The sequence below is a fragment of the Corallococcus macrosporus genome (assembly GCF_017302985.1).
In the GTDB taxonomy this organism is placed as follows: Bacteria; Myxococcota; Myxococcia; order Myxococcales; family Myxococcaceae; genus Corallococcus; species Corallococcus macrosporus_A.
Window position 1 is genome coordinate 750411 of the sequence record NZ_JAFIMU010000007.1, and the last position, 19749, is coordinate 770159.

18 protein-coding genes are annotated in these 19749 nt (G+C 71.1%); 6 read left to right on the forward strand and 12 right to left on the reverse strand.

Annotated elements, in window-relative coordinates; translation table 11 throughout:
* The first annotated feature begins 57 nt into the window (after positions 1-57).
* A complete protein-coding gene (locus JYK02_RS15330; protein ID WP_207051732.1) occupies positions 58-1578 on the forward strand; it encodes a peptidase M3 in 1521 nt (506 codons plus the stop codon).
* A gap of 12 nt (positions 1579-1590) precedes the next feature.
* Here JYK02_RS15330 and JYK02_RS15335 read toward each other — a convergent pair whose 3' ends face one another.
* The 3 genes from JYK02_RS15335 to JYK02_RS15345 all read right to left on the reverse strand — a co-directional run bounded on the left by JYK02_RS15335 (position 1591) and on the right by JYK02_RS15345 (position 3854).
* Entirely contained in the window at positions 1591-1941 is a 351-nt protein-coding gene (locus JYK02_RS15335) for a hypothetical protein (RefSeq protein WP_207051734.1), read from the reverse strand.
* Positions 1942-2095: 154 nt separating this feature from the next.
* Positions 2096-2635: a hypothetical protein gene (locus tag JYK02_RS15340; RefSeq protein WP_207051736.1), complete on the reverse strand. Its 540-nt coding sequence runs from the start codon at positions 2633-2635 to the stop codon at positions 2096-2098.
* A 181-nt stretch (positions 2636-2816) separates the two neighbouring features.
* Positions 2817-3854, reverse strand: a complete 1038-nt coding sequence (locus JYK02_RS15345; protein WP_207051738.1) for a hypothetical protein — start codon at positions 3852-3854, stop codon at positions 2817-2819.
* A 106-nt stretch (positions 3855-3960) separates the two neighbouring features.
* Here JYK02_RS15345 and JYK02_RS15350 point away from each other — a divergent pair, with 106 nt between their 5' ends.
* On the forward strand, positions 3961-4854 hold the full coding sequence (locus JYK02_RS15350; RefSeq protein WP_207051740.1) for a DUF2058 family protein: 894 nt from the start codon (positions 3961-3963) through the stop codon (positions 4852-4854).
* A gap of 81 nt (positions 4855-4935) precedes the next feature.
* Here the strand turns inward: JYK02_RS15350 and JYK02_RS15355 are convergent, their stop codons facing one another.
* The 3 genes from JYK02_RS15355 to JYK02_RS15365 are packed head-to-tail and all read right to left on the reverse strand — an operon-like array spanning position 4936 to position 8175.
* Positions 4936-6117 (reverse strand): acyl-CoA dehydrogenase family protein, encoded by a 1182-nt coding sequence (locus JYK02_RS15355; RefSeq protein ID WP_207051742.1) that lies wholly within the window; start codon positions 6115-6117, stop codon positions 4936-4938.
* 49 nt (positions 6118-6166) lie between these two features.
* Positions 6167-7168: a DUF1028 domain-containing protein gene (locus JYK02_RS15360; protein WP_207051744.1), complete on the reverse strand. Its 1002-nt coding sequence runs from the start codon at positions 7166-7168 to the stop codon at positions 6167-6169.
* Between the two features lie 2 nt (positions 7169-7170).
* A complete protein-coding gene (locus JYK02_RS15365; RefSeq protein WP_207051746.1) occupies positions 7171-8175 on the reverse strand; it encodes a DUF1028 domain-containing protein in 1005 nt (334 codons plus the stop codon).
* Between the two features lie 117 nt (positions 8176-8292).
* Here JYK02_RS15365 and JYK02_RS15370 point away from each other — a divergent pair, with 117 nt between their 5' ends.
* Positions 8293-9057, forward strand: coding sequence for an SDR family NAD(P)-dependent oxidoreductase (locus tag JYK02_RS15370; RefSeq protein WP_207051748.1), 765 nt, complete (start codon positions 8293-8295; stop codon positions 9055-9057).
* A 69-nt stretch (positions 9058-9126) separates the two neighbouring features.
* On the opposite strand, the gene JYK02_RS15375 is transcribed toward JYK02_RS15370, so the two are convergent.
* Together JYK02_RS15375 and JYK02_RS15380 are read right to left on the reverse strand one after the other, a co-directional pair.
* On the reverse strand, positions 9127-10956 hold the full coding sequence (locus tag JYK02_RS15375; protein WP_207051750.1) for a methyl-accepting chemotaxis protein: 1830 nt from the start codon (positions 10954-10956) through the stop codon (positions 9127-9129).
* 202 nt (positions 10957-11158) lie between these two features.
* Positions 11159-11899: a PP2C family protein-serine/threonine phosphatase gene (locus JYK02_RS15380; protein ID WP_207051752.1), complete on the reverse strand. Its 741-nt coding sequence runs from the start codon at positions 11897-11899 to the stop codon at positions 11159-11161.
* Positions 11900-12288: 389 nt separating this feature from the next.
* Between JYK02_RS15380 and JYK02_RS15385 the strand changes: the two genes are divergently transcribed.
* On the forward strand, positions 12289-13338 hold the full coding sequence (locus JYK02_RS15385; protein WP_207051754.1) for a hypothetical protein: 1050 nt from the start codon (positions 12289-12291) through the stop codon (positions 13336-13338).
* Positions 13339-13360: 22 nt separating this feature from the next.
* Here JYK02_RS15385 and JYK02_RS15390 read toward each other — a convergent pair whose 3' ends face one another.
* The 3 genes from JYK02_RS15390 to JYK02_RS15400 all read right to left on the reverse strand — a co-directional run bounded on the left by JYK02_RS15390 (position 13361) and on the right by JYK02_RS15400 (position 16869).
* The gene (locus JYK02_RS15390) at positions 13361-14650 is read right to left on the reverse strand and encodes a hypothetical protein (protein WP_207051757.1); all 1290 of its coding nucleotides are present in this window, start codon (positions 14648-14650) and stop codon (positions 13361-13363) included.
* A gap of 39 nt (positions 14651-14689) precedes the next feature.
* A complete protein-coding gene (locus JYK02_RS15395; protein ID WP_207051759.1) occupies positions 14690-15574 on the reverse strand; it encodes a hypothetical protein in 885 nt (294 codons plus the stop codon).
* Positions 15575-15735: 161 nt separating this feature from the next.
* Positions 15736-16869, reverse strand: a complete 1134-nt coding sequence (locus JYK02_RS15400; RefSeq protein WP_207051761.1) for an aminotransferase class I/II-fold pyridoxal phosphate-dependent enzyme — start codon at positions 16867-16869, stop codon at positions 15736-15738.
* Between the two features lie 163 nt (positions 16870-17032).
* Between JYK02_RS15400 and JYK02_RS15405 the strand changes: the two genes are divergently transcribed.
* Both JYK02_RS15405 and JYK02_RS15410 read left to right on the forward strand, forming a co-directional pair.
* A complete protein-coding gene (locus JYK02_RS15405; RefSeq protein WP_207051764.1) occupies positions 17033-17542 on the forward strand; it encodes a peroxiredoxin family protein in 510 nt (169 codons plus the stop codon).
* Between the two features lie 42 nt (positions 17543-17584).
* Positions 17585-18625 carry an SDR family NAD(P)-dependent oxidoreductase gene (locus tag JYK02_RS15410; RefSeq protein ID WP_207051765.1) on the forward strand — a complete coding sequence of 347 codons (1041 nt, stop codon included), beginning with the start codon at positions 17585-17587 and terminating at the stop codon, positions 18623-18625.
* An 11-nt stretch (positions 18626-18636) separates the two neighbouring features.
* Here the strand turns inward: JYK02_RS15410 and JYK02_RS15415 are convergent, their stop codons facing one another.
* Complete coding sequence (locus JYK02_RS15415; protein WP_207051768.1) at positions 18637-19746, reverse strand: MJ1255/VC2487 family glycosyltransferase; 1110 nt, start codon at positions 19744-19746, stop codon at positions 18637-18639.
* Positions 19747-19749 lie beyond the last annotated feature (3 nt).

A 19749-nucleotide genomic window follows, 5' to 3' on the forward strand; every position in this document is an offset into this window, starting at 1 on the left:
ACTCTATGCGCGCGGTCCCTGCCCTGACGCGGGCTTCCTGTTACCTTCCGCGCCGCCATGGACCGTCCCCTGCTCTCCGTCCGGTCGCGGCTGGATGATTTCCTCGCCGAGCTGGCCACCCTCCAGTACCGCTACGGCGCCGGACTCTCCCCGGACCTCCCCGTCGCGCGCCTGTACGCCTCCTTCCCGGAGCTGTCCTCGCCAGAGACCTTCGCCGCCGCCAACGAGGCGCTGGCCCGCGCGAAGGGCAAGGACGACCCCGTCGCCGTCCGCCGCATCACGCTCGTGCGCGAGCTCATCGCCACCCAGGTGGAGGAGTCGCTGGCCCTGCGCGCGGCGGACGCCGTCGTCGCGCTGGAGGCCCGCTCGCACATCCCCGCCGACGACACGACGCTGTCGCTGGCCCAGGCCCTGTCGCAGATTCCGCGCGAATCCAGCCGCGCCCGCCGCGCCCTCCTGGAGCGCGGCGCCGGCAACTTCCTCTGGGAGAACCGAGGCCCGTACGGAGACCGGCGCGACGCCACCCTCCAGGCCGCGGAGGTGCTGGGCTTCCCGGACTACCCCACCCTGCGCCAGGACGTCACCGGCATCGACGCGGGCAAGCTCGCCGTGGCCGCCGAGGAGACCCTCAAGCGCACCGAGGACGCCTACCGCGACGTGCTGGCCTACGTGCTGCGCAAGCTGGAGCCCACCCTGCGCCCGCTGCCCGGCGGCGAGGCGCGGCGCCACGACGTGCAGCACGGCCTGCGCGCCCCATGGCTGGATGCGCACTTCCGCCGCGAGGACACCGTCCCCGCCGTGATGCGCTGGCTGTCCGACTGGGGACAGCACCCCGAGGCCGGCGGCCGCATCCGCCTGGACGACGAGGCCCGCCCCGGCAAGGCGTCACGCCCCTTCGTCGCCGCCGTGCGCGTGCCCCACGAAATCCGCCTGGTCCTCCAGCCGCGCAGCGGCATGGACGCGCTGGGCGACCTGCTCCATGAGCTGGGCCACGCGTGGCACCTGGCCCACGTGGACGAGGACGCGCCCATGGAGCTGCGCCGGCTGGGGGACGCCTCCGTCACGGAAGCCTACGCCGCCACCTTCGAGCGGCTGCTCCTGTCCCCACCCTGGCTCAAGCGCTACCTGGGCCTGCCGTCCGGCACGACGAAGGACGTCGTGCGCATGGGCGCCTTCCAGGCCCTGGCCGTGCTGCGCCGCCACTGCGCGAAGCTGTCCTACGAGCTGTCCCTCTCCACCAAGGGCGCCTCCGCCGACCGCGCGGACGAGTACGCCGACGGCCAGCGCCGCGCCCTCTTCGCGCAGCCGCACCCGGGCTTCTTCCTGCATGACGTGGACTCGCAGCTCTACGTCACCCGCTACCTGCGGGCCTGGGCCCTGGAGACCCGGCTCACCGCGCACCTCTTGGAGCGGTTCAACGAGGACTTCTGGCGCAACCCCGCCGCCTTCACCTGGCTCAAGGGGCTCTTCGCGCGCGGCGGCGCCGCGGACGCGGAGGGACTGGCCACGGAGGTCTCGGGCACGCCGCTGGCGCTGCCCGAGGCGGGAGCGCGCCTCGTGGCCATCCTCAACCAGTAGGGGAAACGGCCCCTACTTCTTCTTGGCGCGCAGCGCGCGGACGATCTTGTCCTTCGCCGCGTTGGCCGGAGCCTCGCGGGTGCGGACCGCGGCGGGCGCCTTGGAGGCGTTGGCCGCCGTGCGCGTCTGGCCGGTGCGCGCGCGCATCGCCTTCATCAGCTGCATCTCGATGACGAGCAGCTCATCCGCGAGCTCCGCGTTGGCACCCGCGGCGCGGGGCAGCGGCGCGCTCTTGCTGGGGGCGCCCGCGCCGTGGCGCATGCGCAGGGCCTTCTCCTCCTCGGCCGTCAGCGTGGTGGACTTCTCCAGCGCCGCCTTGACCTCTTTCGCGGTCAACGTGCTACTTCCGACCTTGCGCTCCATCTCCGCTCCCTTCGTTGTGCACGCCTGAACACCCGAGCATGTCAGATGCGTCTGGGCCGCAACCGACGAGGATTGTAGAGGACGCAAGAGGGCCGTCAAAATTTCTTCCAACAGGGCGCTTCCAGTCTGTAGCGACCCGCCCCGGCCGCTACAGCTACAGGTGCATCCCCAGCCCCAGGAACGTGGAGCGCAGGTGCTGCCGCTGGCCCGCGAAGGGGTTCTGGCTGGCGGAGAAGTTCTGGTAGCGCGCCTCGGCGGAAAGGAAGAGGTTCTCCCCCAGCTCCAGCCCCACGCCGCCGCACAGCTCGAAGCCCACCTGGAGCACGCGGCTGCCCAGCGCGTCCGGGCCCACGGGCTGGGGGCGGGAGTGGGGCACCAGCAGGCTGGCCCCCACGCCCAGGAAGGGCCGCACCCGGGTGTCCCCCAGGGGCACCACGCGCACGGACATGGGCGTCACCTCCGTCAGCTGCCGGCTGGACGCCAGGTGCCCGCCCACCTCCAGCACCGCCCCCGGCTTGCGGTACGCCCAGCCCAGGCCCGCGCTGTAGCCCACGGTGCGCTCCGCATCGCCCTTGAGGACGTAGGCCCCCAGCGGCGCGACGGTGATGCCCAGGTTGCGGGCGGGTTCGGCGAGGGCCGGGGTCGTCAGGAGCACGAGCCCGGCACACACCAGGAGGGGGGCGGAGCGGAACATGCCCCTCCCCCAGAGCAAGGCCAGGGCCAGGGGGGTTCCCCAGCCGCTTCAAGCACTTGCGGGAAGGCCCCGGAGGTGACGGCGGCCCCGTGCAGGACACGGCCGTCACAGCCTCACAGGGACGGCACCTCCCGCCGTGAAGCCGTGGGGCTTCCAACGGTCAGGAGGCGTGGGACGGACGTCAGTTGCCCTCGCCCTCGTCTTCCGGGTCGGCGGCGCCGGGCGTGGCGCCCGGGGTGGCGGGCGAGTCCCCCGGCTTGGTGCGCGGGATGCCGAAGTGGTCCAGCGCGTCCGCGATGCCCTGGGGCTTGTCCGCGTCCGGCAGGAAGTCCTGCGGCGGCTGCAGCTGCGGGTCCTTGCCAATCTCCGTCAGGCTGGACTCCAGCGTCATGCGCAGCTCGGCGGCCTCCGGGGTCTTCTCCTGGGGCACGCCGATGCGCCCATCCAGCCGGGCCTTGAGGACGACGGAGGTGGCCGAGTCCACCAGCACCTCGCCCTCCAGCGAGCGCGGCAGCCGGTGCGCGAAGAAGTTGGCGCGGCGCTTCGTCGTCTCGTCCGCGTTCTTGGGCGAGAAGGCGGCGGGCATCTTCTTGGGCGCTCCGCCCTCCTGGGGCGCGCCCAGGGAGACGTTGTACTTCCACGCGGTGCGCCCCTCGTGGGTGACGGTGCCCGCGGGGGTGAGCTTGATGCGGCCCTGGAAGAGGCTGTCGAAGTCGCGGATGGCGCCCGTCAGCTCCGTGCGGGTGCGCTCGGCCATGCCGCGGTCGCGCAGGCGCTGGCGGTACGGGCCGTAGCGGTTGCGGGCGAAGACCTGGCCCTTCACGCGCATCACCTCCAGGCCCTGGTCGCGCGAGTTCTCCAGGATGCCGTGGAAGTCGCCGTTGACGCCGCCGGGGCCCGCGCGGAAGGAGCGCGTCTCCGTGAGCTTCACGGGGTTGTTGCCGCTGGGGCCGGCCCACTCGTAGCTGAGGGTGGACTGGAAGAAGTGCGGGCCCAGCCGCTCGGTCACCTCCGCGGCGTCCATGCCCAGGATGCGGCGGGACACCTGGGGGTTGTCCGCGACGTCCTCCGGCGGCAGCTTCTCCTTCGCCGAGGCCACCACCTTCGGCGGGTCCTCCGGCGAGAAGATGCGGGCCTTGGCCGCCTTGTCGACGGGGTCGGAGCAGCCGGCGGCTGCCAGGACCAGGGCGAGGGCGGCGGACTTCGTCAGACTTCTCACGGAACCTCCACGACCAGGACGGCGGGGGCGGCAAGTTACGTGGGGGGGACATGAGCGGCAAGCGGTGGCTTGCGTGCGGCCGTGCAAGGGATAGAACGCCCAACCCATGCAGAACCTGCGAGACAAGTTGTTGAAAGCGGGCCTCGTCTCCGAGGAGCAGGCCAAGAAGTCCGACGCTGCGCCCTCGGCGCCACGGCGCCAGGAGGACAACCGGGGGAGCGCTCCACGCGCCCCGGCGCCTCGGGGACGTGATGAGAATCGGACAGCCGGAGGCCCGCCGCGCCGCGACGACCGCGGAGGTCCGCCGCGCCGTGAGGGCGGTGGCGGTCCGCCGCGCGGCGCCGGAGGTCCCCCGCGTCAGGGTGCCGGCGGTCCGCCGCGCCAGGGCGGAGGCTTCCGGGGTCCCCAGGGCGGCTTCGGCGCGGGCTCGCGTCCGGGTGCGCCCGCCGCGGAGAAGCCCATCCCGAAGCTGCCGCCCATGCCGGGCTCCAAGGCCTACCAGCGCGCCGAGTCCAAGAAGCAGGTGGAGCTGGACCGCGCCCTGCGCGAGCTGGTGCTGGGCGCCCAGGTGCCCCAGGAGGCCGGCGAGACGGCGTTCTACTTCATGACGCGCAAGGGAAAGCTGCGCCGCATGGAGCTGAGCCCCGCGCAGGCCAAGCAACTGGAGGACGGCGAGCTGGGCGTGGTGGAGCGTCCGGAGCCCGCGCAGATCGAGCACTCGCTGGTGCCCGCCTCCGTGGCCGAGCAGATGTACGCGCTGTCCGCCAAGGCCGTGCGCTTCTTCAACCGCAAGGAGAACCCCGTCGGCTTCATGAACGACGAGGAGCTCAAGGCGCAGCAGGCCGCCGAGGCCTCCGGTACCGCCACGGAGACGCCTGACGAGCCCGAGGCCTCCGCGGAGGGTTCCGAGGAGGGCGGCGAGTCCTCCGAGGCCCCGGCTGGCGAGCTGTCGTCCGAGCCTTCGGGCGAGCCGACAGGCGAAGGCGGCACCCAGTCCTGACGTTCCTTCCCGTGCCCTCCCCTCCTTCCCATCCGGGAGCGAGGGGAGGCGCGGCTTCCACCACAGGGCTCCGCGCTCGGGTCAGCCGAACGCGTCGATGCCGGTGATGGCCTTGCCCAGCACCAGCGTGTGCACCTCGTGGGTGCCCTCGTAGGTGAAGACGCTCTCCAGATTCAGCATGTGGCGCACGGGCGGGTAGTCGTCCGTGATGCCGTTGGCGCCGTAGATGCTCCGGGCCACGCGCGCGATGTCGAGCGCGCTCTTCACGTTGTTGCGCTTGGCCAGGCTCACCATCACGGGACTGCTCCTGCCCTCGTCCTTGAGGCGCGCGAGCCGCAGGCTCAACAGCTGCGCCTTCACAATCTCCTGGAGCATGTCCGCCAGCTTCTCCTGCGTGAGCTGGTAGCCGGCGATGGACTTGCCGTCGAACTGCGTGCGGGACAGCGCGTACTCGCGCGCGCCCTCGAAGCACGCGATGGCCGCGCCCGTCACCGCGAACGCGATGCCCGCGCGGGCGTTGTTGAGACACGACAGCGGCCCCTTGAGGCCCACGACGCCGGGCAGCACGTTGCGGTCCGGCACGCGCACGTCCTGGAAGGACAGCTCGCTGGTGCGTGACGCGCGCAGGGAGAACTTGCCGGGAATCTCCCGCGCGCTGAAGCCGGGCATCCCCTTCTCCACCAGGAAGCCGCGCACGGACTCCGGGCCGCCGTCCTCCGTCTTGGCCCACACCACCGCGACGTCCGCGATGGAGCCGTTCGTAATCCACGCCTTGGTGCCGTTGAGCACCCAGGTGTCCCCATCCTTGCGCGCGCGGGCGCGCATGCCGCCGGGGTTGGAGCCGAAGTCGGGCTCGGTGAGGCCGAAGCAGCCGATGAGCTGTCCCTTCGCCATGCCGGGCAGGAAGCGCGTCTTCTGCTCCTCGCTGCCGTACGCGTGGATGGGGAACATGCACAGCGAGCCCTGCACGGACGCGAAGCTGCGCAGGCCGGAGTCACCGCGCTCCAGCTCCTGCAACACCAGGCCGTAGCTGACGGTGTTCATGCCCGCGCAGCCGTAGCCCTGGAGGTTCGCGCCCAGCACGCCCAGCTCCGCCAGCCCCGGGATGAGGTGCGCGGGGAAGGTGCCATCGCGGAAGTGCTTGCCGATGATGGGCAGCACCTCCGAGTCCACGAAGCGGGCCACCGCGTCGCGGGCGGCCTTCTCCTCGGCGGACAGCAGGTCGTCGATGCGGAACAGGTCGGTGATGTCGGCGCGGGGCATGGCGACTTGCTTAACGTCGCCATGCGGGAGCCGTCAAACCACCGGAGCCTCAGTGCTTCGCGGGCGCGAGCGCTTCCAGGTCCGCGTCACGCAGGAAGTTGACCAGCGGACCGTCAATCTTCCGCTGACCGTCCACCAGCACGGTGGGCTTGAGGAAGAAGCTGTTGTTCCAGTTGAAGTCATACAGCGCCTGCTCGGCGGCGTCGTTCCAGGTGCTGTCCATGCGGCCCCGGTAGTACCCCAGCTTGTGCAGCACGCGCTTCACGACCTTCGTCGTCTCCTTGTCCAACGGGATGAGGTCCGACGCGTACGGCGCCGCGACACCCGCCTGGTAGCGGTTCATCTCCACGTCCAGCTCGCGCAGCGCGTTCCGGCTGCCGTGCACGACCGCGTCCGCGAGCACCTTCGTGTAGAAGACCGCTTCGTTCTCCGAGCTCCAGACGCGGATGACGCCCGAGCGCTCGCCGTTGTTGTCGCCGCCCACCCGGGCCCCCGCCTTGAGCGACGCGAGCAGCCGCTGCGGCAGGCTGCCCGTGGCCTTCTGGAAGCCCGTGGCCATGGCGTCACACATGGTGGCGGTGGTCTGGTTGTTGGCCTGCACCACGAACGTGGCGCCCTTCACCGCGCAGCGCTGGAGCGCGCTCTCCGCGCCCGTCTGCTGCCCCACCGTGATGGTGCCGTCGGCGTTGAGCTTCACCGCGGCGAGCTGCCGGTAGTCCGCGTACGGATCCACGGTGAAAACGTAGTCGATGGCCGCCTGCGCCGTGTCGCCCGCGTCGGTGCGGGCGATGACTGCCTCGGCGTCATCCACCGAGGGGTAGAACATGCTGGCCACCGCCACGTCCGGGCGGCCATAGGGCACCAGGCCGCTGATGCCCGAGGGGAACGAGATGCTGGCCACGCCGCAGGACTTCTCCACGGCGTCACACGCGACGATGGCGCGCGTGCCGAGGATGCGCGGGTTGATGCCGGCGGGCGCGGCGGCCAGCGCGGACGTGGACGCGAACAGCAGACAGGAAGCGGTCAGCAAACCACGATGGTAGGTCTTCATGTTCATTCCCCTCCGAGCACGAGCGCCTTCGGGTCCACGTTGCGCAGGTAGTTGACCAACGGGGCGTCGATCTTCCGCTGGCCGTTCACCACCACGGTGGGCTTGAGGAAGAAGAGCGTGTTCCAGTTGAAGGCATCCAGCGCCGCTTCAGCGGCGTCGTTCCAGGTCCCGTCGACGACACCGTTGTAGTATCCGGCTGCATACAGCGTCTTCTTCACGACCCTCGCCGTCTCCGCGTCGAGCGGGATGAGGTCCGACGCGTACGGCGCGGCGATGCTCGCCTGGTAGCGGTTCATCTCCACCTCCAGGTCCTTCAGCGCGGTCCGGCTGGTGTGCACGACCGCGTCCGCGAGCACCTTCGTGTAGAAGGTCGACTCGTTCTCCGAGGTCCAGACGCGGATGACGCCCGAGCGCTCACCGTTGTTGTCGCGGCCCACGGCGGCCCCCGCCTTGAGCGACGCGAGCAGCCGCTGCGGCAGGCTGCCCTGGGCCTGCTGGAAGCCCGTGGCCATCGCGGCGCAGATGGTGGCGGTGGTCTGGTTGTTGGCCTGCACCACGAAGTTGGCGCCCTTCACCGCGCAGCGCTGCGGGGCGTTCTGCGCGCCGGTCTGCTGGCCCACGGTGATGGTGCCGTTGGGGTTGAGCTTCACCACGGCGAGCTGCCGGTAGTCCGCGTACGGATCCACGCTGAACACGTAGTCCACCGCCTGCTGGGCCGTGTTGCCCGCGTCGACGCGCGCGAGGACCGCCTCGGCGTCGTCCACCGACGGGTAGAACATGGTGGCGATGGCCACGTCCGGACGGCCGTAGGGCACCAGGCCGCTGATGCCCGCGGGGAACGAGATGCTGGCCACGCCGCAGGACTTCTCCACGGCGTCGCACGCGACGATGGCGCGCGTGCCCATGAGGCGCGGATTGGCCTTGCCCGTGGGGGCCGCGGCCAGTGCGGACGTGGACATGAACATGAAGCAGGAAGCGGCCAGCAGGCCACGGTGGAAGGTCTTCATATGCAGGGGACTCCGATGCAGTGGTGGGTGTCTTGAAGAGTCCCCAGCAGCGCAATTGATGCATTTCGTCGTGCACGCTCCGTACGAATCACGCGCGGGGCTCTATGCTTTCGGGCCATGGCAAACGAGACGACGAAGACCGTGGTCGTGACGGGCGCGAGCCGGGGCATTGGCCGCGCGGTGTCCCTGGCGTTCGCGCGCGAGGGCTATGACGTCTGGGCGCTGGCGCGCTCCGCGGAGTCGCTGGAGTCGCTGCGCAAGGACGGCGGCGAGCGCATCCGCTCCATCACGGTGGACGTGGCGGACGAGTCCGCGCTGCTCGCGGCGTGCAAGACCGTCCTCGCGGCGGGCACGCCCCGCGTGCTGGTGAACAACGCGGGCATCACCGTGTCCGCGCCGCTGACGAAGACGTCCACGGCGGACCTGGCGAAGGTGATGGCCGTGAACGTGACGGCGCCGTTCGTGCTGTGCCGCGAGCTGATGCCCGCCATGGCGTCGGCGGGCGGCGGCCGCGTCATCAACATCGGCTCCATCACCGCGACGCGCGGGGCGAAGTACACGTCCGCCTACTGCGCGTCGAAGCACGCGCTCCTGGGGCTGACGCGCGCGCTGTCGGTGGAGTACGCGCGCAAGAACGTCACCGTGAACATCGTGAACCCGGGCTGGGTGGAGACGGACATGTTCGCGGGCGCGACGGCCGCCATTACGAAGACGACGGGACGCAGCGAGGAGCAGGCGCGCGAGGCCCTGGCCGGGATGAGCGCCATGGGGCGCATCATCCAGCCGGAGGAGGTGGCCGCGATGTGCCTCTTCCTCGCGTCGGAGGCGGCGGCGCCCATCACCGGCGCGGCCTACGCCATCGACGGCGGCGAGGCGGCGTAGCGCGCGCCCGGCCTCACCGCGCGAGCCGGCACACGTCGTGGCGACGCGGGCTCGCGCGGGCGCCCGGAGTCACAGGCGGTACTGCTCCACGATGTTGGTGACCTCGTGGGACGCGGTGGTGAGGCGCGCGGCGGCCACGGCGCTCGTGGCCACGCGCTCCACCGTCTCGTCCGCCAGCCGCGTCAGGTCGCTCAGCGCGGCGAACAGCTCCGCGATGCCCGCGTCCTGCTGGCTCACCATGTCCGCGATGCTCTTCACGGACACGCTGTTGTTCTGGATGACCGCGGCCAGCGCACGCAAGCTCTCTCCCGCCGCGCGCGCCTGGTCCAGGCCGCCCTCCACCTCGCGCGTGCCGCCCTCGCTCGTCTGCACCGCCTCGGAGATGGCGCGGCCGATGTCTCCCAGGATGGACTGCACGCGCGCGGTGGCCGTCGCGGACTGGTCCGCCAGCGACCGCATCTGCCGGGCCACCACCGCGAACGCGCGGCCCGCTTCACCGCTGCGCGCCGCCTCGATGGCCGCGTTCAGCGCCAGCACGTTGGACTGGTCCGCCAGGTCCTTCACCGTGCCGGTGATGTCGCCCACCTGCCGCGTGCGCTGCCGCAGCTCCGACACCGTGTTGGAGATGCGCTCCACCTGAGAGCGGATGTGCGTGAGCCCGCCCACGCTGCCCGCCACCGCGGACTCGCCCGCCTGCCCCACCGCGCCCGCCTTCTCCGCCTCGCGCAGCACGCCCGTCGCCCGCTGCGCCGCCGCCCGCGAGCTCTCCTGGAGCTGCCGCGCGGCGATCTGCGTCTGGTGCAGCGCCGCCGCCTGCCGCGTCACCGCCAGGTTCTGGTCCGACGCGGAGTTCGCCAGCTCCAGCGCCGTCGCCTCCAGCTCCTGCGCGGAGTTCTTCAGCGCCAGCAGCACCGCGCGCAGCCGCGCCATCATCTCCCGGAAGGACGTGGCCAGTTGGCCAATCTCGTCGTGCGAGTGGATGTCCAGCGTGCCGCTGAAGTCGCTCTCGGCCACCACGCGCGCCGCCGCCGCCGTCAGCGCGCCCAGGGGCGCCATCATCCGCCGCACCAGCAGGAAGACGCCCCCGCCCGCCAGCAGCGCCACGAGCAGCCCCAGCCCCAGCACCGCCATCAGCGTGCCGCGCATCCGCGCCCACTCCGCCTGGGCGCCGCGCGCCAGCACCAGCTCCAGCCCCTCCCCCACCTGCACCCGCGACACGTGCAGCGACGCGCCGCCCACGTCCACCTCGGCGCCGTCCGTCACGCCCTGGCTCGCGTCCAGCAGCACCGGCGCCTGGGCCGCGTGCAGCGACTGCGCCACCAGCTTGGGGCCCACGTGCAGCAGCGCCTCCAGGTGCTCGCTCCCCGCGCCCAGCCGCTTCAGGTCCTCCGCGCCCAGCTCCTCCCCCACCACCAGGAAGCCCACCGGCGCGCCCTGGACCAGGACCGGCTGCGACACCGCGAGCAGCGGCGCGCCCGTGGCCGGCAGCAGCACCTGCCCCTGCTGACGCACCACCTTCGGAAGGCCCGGCAGCTCCGGCAGGTCCTGCCCACCCGTGGAGGCGATCACCGTCCCGTCCACCCCCACCAGCACCAGCAGGTCCACGCCCAGCAGCGCGCGCTGCTCGTTCAGCAGGGTGGCCGCCTCCGAGCGCCCCTGGGTGAAGGCCCGCGTGAACGCGGGGTTCGCCACCGCCACGTGCCCCAGCTCCGCCAGGACCCGCAGCTCCTGCTCCTGCAGCGCCTGCCAGCGCGTCGCATCCCGCGTCAGGGTGGAGGCCATCTCGGACTCCACGCGCGAGCGCAGCGACAGCCCCATCACCGTCACGGTGAGCAGCGTCAGGGCGATAACCACGGCGGTGAGGGCCGCGGTCAGGCGCGCGGCAAGACTGAGCGTCATACGCAACGGGTGCTCGGACGAGGGGAGGGGGACGCGAGGGGGGAGGCCCCAGATTAACCAGAAATAAACGAAGGATTGAAGTCCCTGTGTCGGGTGACTCCCCCTCCGTCCGGCCGGACCCATCGCGTCGGGTCGGCGGTCAGGACCGACCTGAGGGGTTCACGGCCCCGCACTCCCAGCGTGTGCCTCGGCGGGCAGGCGCTCAGGCCGCCACGCGCAGCACCACGGCGGTGATGTTGTCGCGGCCACCGGCCTCGTACGCGGCGGTGACGAGCGCGTCGCACGCGGCCTGGGCGGAGTGCGCGCGCAGCTGCTCCTGGAGCACCTCCGGGCCCAGCGGCTCATACAGCCCGTCCGAGCACAGCAGGAAGACGTCCCCGGGCTGCGTCTCCAGACGCTGCAGGGTGGGCTCCGCGTTCTCCGTGCCCAGGGCGCGGGTGATGAGATGGCGCAGGTTGGCCGGGTTGCCGGGCGGCTCGCGTCCTGCCGCGCGCAGCTCCTCGATGAGCGAGTGGTCGCGCGTGAGCGACTCCAGGCGGCCCTCGCGCAGGCGGTACAGGCGGCTGTCGCCCACGTGGGCCACCGCCGCGAAGCGCTCCCCCACCGCGAGCGCCACCACCGTGGAGGCCATCTCCTTGAGCTTGCCCACGCGGCGCACGCGCAGGGTGCGCTGGGCCAGCGCGGTGCACGCGGCCAGGTAGTTCTCCTCGCGGCTGCGCGAGGGGTCCACCGCGTCCGGCCAGGTGCCGTCGCGGTCGCGGTCCAGCCGGTCGCTGAAGCCCGCGAAGGTGTCCACCACGCACTGGCTGGCGACCTCCCCGCCCTCCTGCCCTCCCAGCCCGTCCGCCACCACGAACAGCCCCCGCTCGGGCAGCACGCAGTACGCATCCTCGTTGTGCGGCCGCCGCCCGATGTGCGTCTGCCCCGCGCATTCGAATCTCATCACCGCCACCTCCTGGCCAGGCTCCCGGACAGCAAACGGGAGGCCAACGGCCCGGTCGCTTCGTCCCCGGACCGCCCCCATGGGGTTCTCGCCTCTGAAGAACGCCCGGATGCGTGTTCTCTCCACGCGCCCGCACTCCCCTGTCCGCCGAGCGACGTTGCGGTCGACCCCGCCCCGCCCCGCCGCGACTTTTCAACGGGCGGGACACCCCGGAGTCCGGGACCTGGACCCGGGGCCAGACGTGGAGCAAGGAAGGAAGGCATGGGCGCCGGTAGGATATCGGGCCTCGCGTCCGTTGGGCATCCGGTGGGGCCCCCTAGCAACTCCCGCCGGGACCGGCGGACAATGCAGGAGCCGTCCGACTTGCGGGCCATGACCCCAGGAGAACCATGACATCCATCCGCCGCGTGGGTTCTGGCATCTCGACGTCCCGGGCCTGGTCCATCTCCTCCGAACTGGAGGTCACCGCCCCGGTGAAGCAGCAGCCCATGACGCCGGTGGAGCCGGTGCGGCGGGGCTTCTCCGACGCGAGCGACTTCCAGGCGGACGCCGACGGCGACCTGGCTGGTGCGCTGCTCGCGGACCTGGGGCTGACGCCGGACCCGTCCACGGAGGCGCGGGGGTACGCGGCGGACCTGGAGGCCCAGGAGCCCCGGCCCGCGCTCCTGGAGAACGCGCAGCTGCGCAGCTTCGCGGGGGAGAGCTCCTTCGAGGAGGCCGGCCCCGCCTACGCGCAGCGGCTGGGCACGCCGCAGACGTCCACGCCGATGCTGCAGGCGCGCCACTTCCAGCAGGCCGAGCGCCGCACGGAAGCCGCGCCGGCGGATCCATCCCTGGACCCTTCCGACATCCTGTCGCCCGACGCGGCCGCATGGGAGCTCCAGAACCTGGACACCATGCCGTCCACCGTCTCCGCGCAGGAGGCGGAGGACCTGCTCTTCCTCCTGGAGTCCGGCGACCTGTCCAGCCTGAGCGACGAGGAGCTGCGCGCGCTGAGCGAGGACCTGGGCACGGAGGACGCGGAGGCGTCCGACGACGCGTCCGGCCTGGAGGCTTCCGGAGCGCAGGACGATTCCGACGGGTTCCTGGCCACGGCGGAGGACAGCGGACCGGAGCGGGTGCAGGAAGCCTTGCCGGGCCTCGCGTCGGCGGGGGACTTCCTCGCGGACGCGGACGACTTCACGATGGAGGCCGTGGAGGCCGAGGCCGCCTACGCCGCTGCTTACGCGGAAGCCCGCGCGACGGGCGGAGCACCCGGTGTGGAAGTCCCGGCCGCGCGGCGCGAGATGCCCGCTGTTCCTCCGGAGCCCAGCGTCGTGGTGGCCCCCGACGTGGAGGCCGCGCCCGCGGACATCCTGGAGATCGACGACGTGCAGGACGCGGACCTCGTGGAGGCCGACGCGGCCCACACGCCGCCTCCTCCGCCGCTCGAGTCCTGAGCGGGCCCGGGCTCGGTGACGCTCAGGGCGCGGGCGTGTCCTTGAGCGCGGCGTCGAGCTGCTTCTGCGCCTCCATGACGTCCTTCTCCAGCTCGGTCGTGTAGCGGTCGCGCTCGGGGCTGCGCCACTCCGCGTCGGAGAACTGCTGGAGGGAGTACTCGCGCGTGGTGTGCACGGGCCCGCGCAGCGTGACCATCAGCTCGCGGTCCGGGTCACCCATCTCCTTGAGCAGGAAGCCCTCCACGTCGCGCAGGGTCAGCGGGAACGTGGGCGCCTCGTCGCGGATGAGCTTGCCGAAGACGTTGAGCTTCACCTCCTGCGGCCCTTCCTGAAGCTCCTCGTTGAACGACACCGACGCGAACGGCACGCCGCCCTCGTCGTCCAGGCGTCCGGACACCACGTACCGTCCCGCCTTGCGGACCTGGACGGACAGGTACAAATCCAAAGACCCCGCCTCCACCACCTCACGCACCTTGCGCGTGAACGTGGCCGGCGGCGCGGGCGTGTAGAGCACGTCGAAGAACGCCGAGTCCTCCAGCGACCCCGAGCGCACGCGCACGTCCACGCGCAGCGTGCCGGAGAACATCGCGAAGCCCTGCTTCGACGGCTGGAAGCGCCCGGTGAGCATGCCGTCACCCGCCACCGCGTCGCCGCCCTGCCCCGCGTCGGAGAAGACCACCGGCACGCCCGGCACACCGCCGGCGCCCGCCACGTGGTCCGCCTCGTGCGCCAGCGCGGACACCACCTCGCACGGGCGCGGCTCGCGGCGCGAGTCCTCGCACGCCACGCTGAGGAGCACCACCTCGTCACCGACGACGAACACCTTGTCCTGCTTGAGCCGCAGTTGCACGTCGGAGGTGCCGTCCTGCGCGGCCCTCGGGCTCAAGGGCCGCGTGCGCTCCGGCTCCGTCAGCTCCATCTGGTCCGGGTGCTCGCGGCTGGGCCGCGACTCGGGCGGATAGCGCGTGGCCGCCACATAGGATTCCAGCGAGCGCTTCGCGCGCTCCAGCCGCTTCTGCCACAGCTCGCGGCGGGCCTCGCGCTCGCGGGCCTCCGGGCTGAGCAGTGACGGCGCGGCGGGCTCGGATGCCGCCATGGCCGCGTCGCGCTCCGCCGGTGCCCGAGCCACGTCGCGTGGGTCGGACACCGGAGCGGAGGCGGGCTCTGTCGCACCCTCCGGCGCTACGGCCCCTTCACTTCCCTGCCACCAGAAGAACCCTCCGCCCACGAGCGCCAGGGGCACGAGGGCAAGCAACCATCGGCCGTGGCGCAGCCGGGAGGCGGAAGGGACAGGGCCGTCGTCGCGTGTCATGAGCGGGCTTCGCCGGAGGGGGCGGGGGAAGCCGTCATTCTAGTACGCGTACGTGACCATGTACTCGCGCACCTTGGAGACGATGCCTCCCCAGGTGCCGTTGGCGTAGTGGTTGTACGACTCACCGTCGTCGCGCAGGGCCACGGAGTGGTAGCTCCACTTCGCCCGGCCGTCGCTGCACGCGGCCGTGCCCGTGTTGAGCGTGCCGCCGCAGAACCAGTCGCCCGGGTTGCAGTAGGACCCGTTGCCGCTGCCGGACACACCGCCCGTGGAGTGGTAGGCCACCGCCTCGTCGTCCTGGCCCGGGAGGATGCCGGAGTACGCCGTGCCCTTGGAGCCGGCGAACATGTAGAACCACACGTTGCGCGTGGTGTTGTGGTTGTACATGGCGCGCGCCGTGGTGGTGACCAGGTCGCTCACCAGGGGCTCGCTCACCGCCCAGTCGCCGTGGTCCGCCAGCTCGCTGCCGCCGCCCGCGCCGGACGCCACCGCCACCCACTTGATGTTCCAGCCCACCTGCTTGGCCGTGCCCGCGTTGCCGCACTCGCCGTTGGCGTTGGGCACCGCGTTCTTCACGTCCCGCTCGCTGCCGCCGTACAGCGCCAGCGCGTAGCCGATCTGCAGGTCACCGGCGCTGTGCGCGGCGATGTAGCAGGAGTTCGTGCCCGTGCAGAAGCAGTCCAGCGCGTTGCGGATGCGGTAGTTCTCCGCGCCCACGCGCTGCGTGCCGTTCCAGTTGACCGCCCTCTTGTTCACGCCCGCCGCGGTGGTGGACGGCCCCCAGTAGCTGAAGTCGTTGTAGTTACCGGCCTGCGTCTTGTTTCCGTTCCGCCCGTGGATCCACAGCGTGTAGTTCGTCGCGGCGGCCTCGGTACCCACCAACAGCGTCGCGGCGGTCACGGCCGCGCCAATCAGCATCTTCATCGGGGTGTGTCTCCTGGCCTCTCAGGGGGATGAGAGGGCTTCCGCACGGCCCCAGGCCGGGCGAGGGGACAACCACTCTAGGGGTTGTTTCATGTAAATGCGACAACCCGAAAGTCCAGTCGTCAGTGGAAACCCTGACGCATCGCGCTGGGCCCTCCGCGTCACCCCAGCTCGTCGAGACCGCCATCTCGTACGAAGCGTTCCAGCCGCTCCAGTGCTTCTGGCAGGTTGACCCGACCCAACCCCAACCGGAAGTGATTGCCGGGAAAGCCATACACGTCTCCCGGCAACAACAAGACACCCTCACGGGTAATCAATGACTCAGTGAAACGAGCCACCGGAATGTTTCGCAACAGACGGGGGAAGGCCACGCTGCCGGCGCGCGGACGCACCCAGCGGAAGGTGTCCGCGTGGCGCGTGAAGAAGTCCTCCAGCCGCGCGAGGTTCACGGTCAGCAGGCTCCGGCTGCGCTCCAGCACGCGGTCGCGGGCGCGCAGCGCGATGAGGGACAGGAGCTCACTGGGGGCGCTGTTGCAGAGCGAGGTGTAGTCCTTGAAGGCACGGCAGCGCGCCAGCAGCTCCGCGTCCCGCGTCGCGAGCCAGCCCACGCGCAGCCCCGCCAGGCCGAACGCCTTGGACATCACGCCCAGGCTCACGCCCTTCGCGAAGCACGACGCGGCGGGCGGCAGCGTGTCGTTCACGTCGTACTCCAACAGGCGATACACCTCGTCGGAGAACAGGTGGATGCCGCGCGCTTCGCACAGCGCGCACAGCTTCTGGAAGGTGGCGCGGTCCGGCAGCGAGCCCGTGGGGTTGTGCGGGAAGTTCACCACCACCATGCGCGTGTCGGGGCGCAGCGCCGCGGTGAGCGCGTCCAGGTCCAGCGCCCAGCCGTTCTCCTCGCGCAGGGGCAACAGCGTCACGTCCGCGCCGGTGGCGCGCCCCACCTCGTACAGCGACTGGTAGCCCGGCCAGGTGGCGATGGCGTGCGTGCCGGGGCCCAGATTGACGTTCATCGCGACGAACAGGGCCTCCTGCGCGCCGGCGAAGGTGAGGACGTCCTCGGAGACCAGGCCCGGGTACATCCCGGCGATGGCCTCGCGCAGCGCGGGCATCCCGGGCGTCTCCGTGTAGCCCAGCGTCAACCCGTCCCAGCGGGCGCGGTCCTCCGGCGACGCGAGCGCCAGCAGGTCCGCCATGCGCCAGCCTTCCACGTCGGAGGCGCACAGCAGGTAGGGCGCGGCGAACTCCCAGCGCGCGAAGTACCGCTCCAGTTCGAAGTCGGGGATGCGCATACGTCCTCCATGCCGCCTGCCTGCTCACCAGAGGGTGGAGCGGCCCACCACACCTTGCCGGACAGGCGAGCGGACGGGCGCGCAGCCGGGAGCAGCCGATGGCGCATGCATAGCTTGAGTCACGTCCCGTTGAAGCGCTTTCCACTTCCCATAGGGAGCCCGCATGGCCTCGACGAAAATCCCGCTCACGCTCCTGGACCCGGATGGCGGATGGGTGAACGCCCCCGTCCACGTCTCCGAGCTCGATGGACTGCCCGTCCTCCTGCACTTCTGGACCATGGATTGTGAGGACTGCGCCGCGCAGTTCGAAGCCGTGAACCAGTGGATTGTCGACTATGGACCCAAGGGCCTGAAGGTCATTGGCGTGGACGTCACCCACAACGAGACGGAGCTGCGGGACACCAACAAGGTGGAGGGCTTCGCGCGCGAGCACGGCCTGCGCTACCCCATCGCCATGGATGACGGCTCCATGGCCAAGGCCTACGGCGTGGACAAGCACCCCGCCTTCCTCCTCTTCGGTACGGATGGACGGCTGAAGAACCGCATTGGCGGCAAGGACGCCCTGCGCCGCATGCGCGCGGAGCTCAAGAAGCTGCCCGGCCAGGAGCAGCCCGCTCCGCACGGAGAAGTGTCCCGCGAGCAGGAAGACCAGGCCGCGGCCTCCAATCCCTAGCGCCCCGGCCCCTCACCCTTGCCTTCCCTGGAGAGTCGCACCATGGCTGACCGACGACACACCGAGCGAAAGGGCTTCTCCCTGGGCGCGCTTGCCGCCGGGGTGGGGGCCGCCGTGGGGCTGACGCGCGCGCTGCGGCCGCGCTTCAGCTTCAAGGGCAAGACGGTGCTCATCACCGGTGGCTCCCGGGGTCTGGGGCTGGTGATGGCGCGCATGCTGCTGAAGGAGGGCGCGCGCGTGGCCATCTGCGGCCGCGACGTCGAGTCGCTCCAGCGCGCCCACGCGGACCTGGAGCGCCTGGGCGGCGAGGTGCTCTCCCTGCGCTGCGACGTGCGCGACCAGGTGCAGGTGGACGCCATGGTCGGCGCCGTCCATGAGAAGTGGGGCGCGGTGGACGTGCTCATCAACAACGCGGGCGTCATCATGGTGGGCCCGCTGGAATCCATGACGCTGGAGGACTTCGAGGAGGCGGTGGACATCCACCTGTGGGGGCCGCTGTACACGACGCTCGCGGTGGTGCCGGCGATGAAGGCGCGCGGCGAGGGCCGCATCGTCAACGTGTCCTCCATGGGCGGAAAGCTGAGCATCCCGCACCTGGTGCCCTACTCCGCCAGCAAGTTCGCGCTGGTGGGCCTGTCGGACGGGCTTCGCGTGGAGCTGGCCCAGGACGGCATCCGCGTGACGACGGCGTGCCCGTCCCTCATCCGCACGGGCAGCCCGCGCAACGCGAACTTCAAGGGCGACCACGAGAAGGAGTACGCGTGGTTCCACGTGAGCAACTCCATGGCGGGCGTGTCGATGAGCGCCGAGCGCGTGGCGCGCAAGATCATCGAGGCGTGCCGCAGGGGTGACGCGGAGGCGCTGGTGGGCATGCCCGCGAAGCTGGGAGCGGTGGGCCGCGCCCTGGCGCCCAACCTCACCACGGCCGTGCTGGACGTCATCAACCGGCTGCTGCCCCAGGACAGCACCCCGGAGCGCCACAAGGGCAGCGAGAGCGAGACACCTCTGACCCGCTCCTGGCTCACGGAGATGAGCCGCCGGGCCGCGGAGCGCAACAACGAGAACGAGGTGTCCCTGCACTGACGGGAAGGCCGCTAGGCCTTGCCGTCCATCTCCGCCAGCTCCATGCGCCAGTGGCCGCGGTGCTCGTACGCCTGCGCCAACTGGTCGTTGAGCGCGCTGAGCATCTTCACGTTCCCGTCCTGCTCGTAGCCCTTGAGGGACTCCGCGCAGGCGGGCACGCGGGACAGGAACGTCCTGAGCGCGTCCAGGCTCAATTCCTTCACATACATCCCGTACCCCAGCCGCTCCAGATAGAGGGCGTTGAGCACCTGCTCGAACTGGCCTCCCACGGGGATGCTGAGCAGGGGTTTGTGCAGGTAGACGGCCTCGCTCATCAACGTATAGCCGCCGCCCGCGACCACCGCGCGCGCGGTGCGCAGGTCGTCGATGAAGCCCGCCTCGCTGAAGGGCCGGTAGGTGAGGTTGCCGTCCACCACGTCCTCCTTCAGGTCGCGGCGCAGGCCGTACACGCGGCACGGCACGCCGGACTGCTTGAGGATTTCCGGCAGGTGCGTGTTCGTCGTCGCCGTCTGGTACACGAGCAGGTGCTCACCGGCCTCCGGCTTCGCCGCCAGGATTTCCGGCCGCAGGATGGACGGCGCCAGCGTGGTGCGGCGCTTGCGCACGGGCGGATAGAAGAACGTCGTGGTGAGGTAGTGGAAGGCCCCGGGCAGCTTCGCCTTCACGATGGCGCGTGACGCCTCGAAGCTCTCTTCATGGCCCGCGAGCAGCGCCGGGTCGTGCGTGCAGCGGTTGATGATCTGCATGTTGTCCACGCTGATGACGGGCAACATGTGGCGCTTCGCGAACAGGTAGCTGAACGTCTCGAAGTCGCTCACCACCACGTCCGGCTTGAAGCCCTCCACCAGGTCGAAGTACTGGCGCACGTTCTGAGGCCAGCCCGCGACGGCGCCCTGCAGGTTCTGCAGCACCGTCTGCCACTTCTTCACCGAGTTGCCTTCGTAGGCGATGGTGAGCCCCCAGATGCCGTGCACGTTCTGGAAGCGCTGGGCCAGGTAGTGCTGCGCCCGGCCGGACACCACGATGTGGACCTCGTGTTCCTTCGTCAGCGCCTCCAGCAGCACGCGCGAGCGCGTGGCGTGGCCCATCCCTTCGCCGACGACCCCATACAGGATTCGCATGGT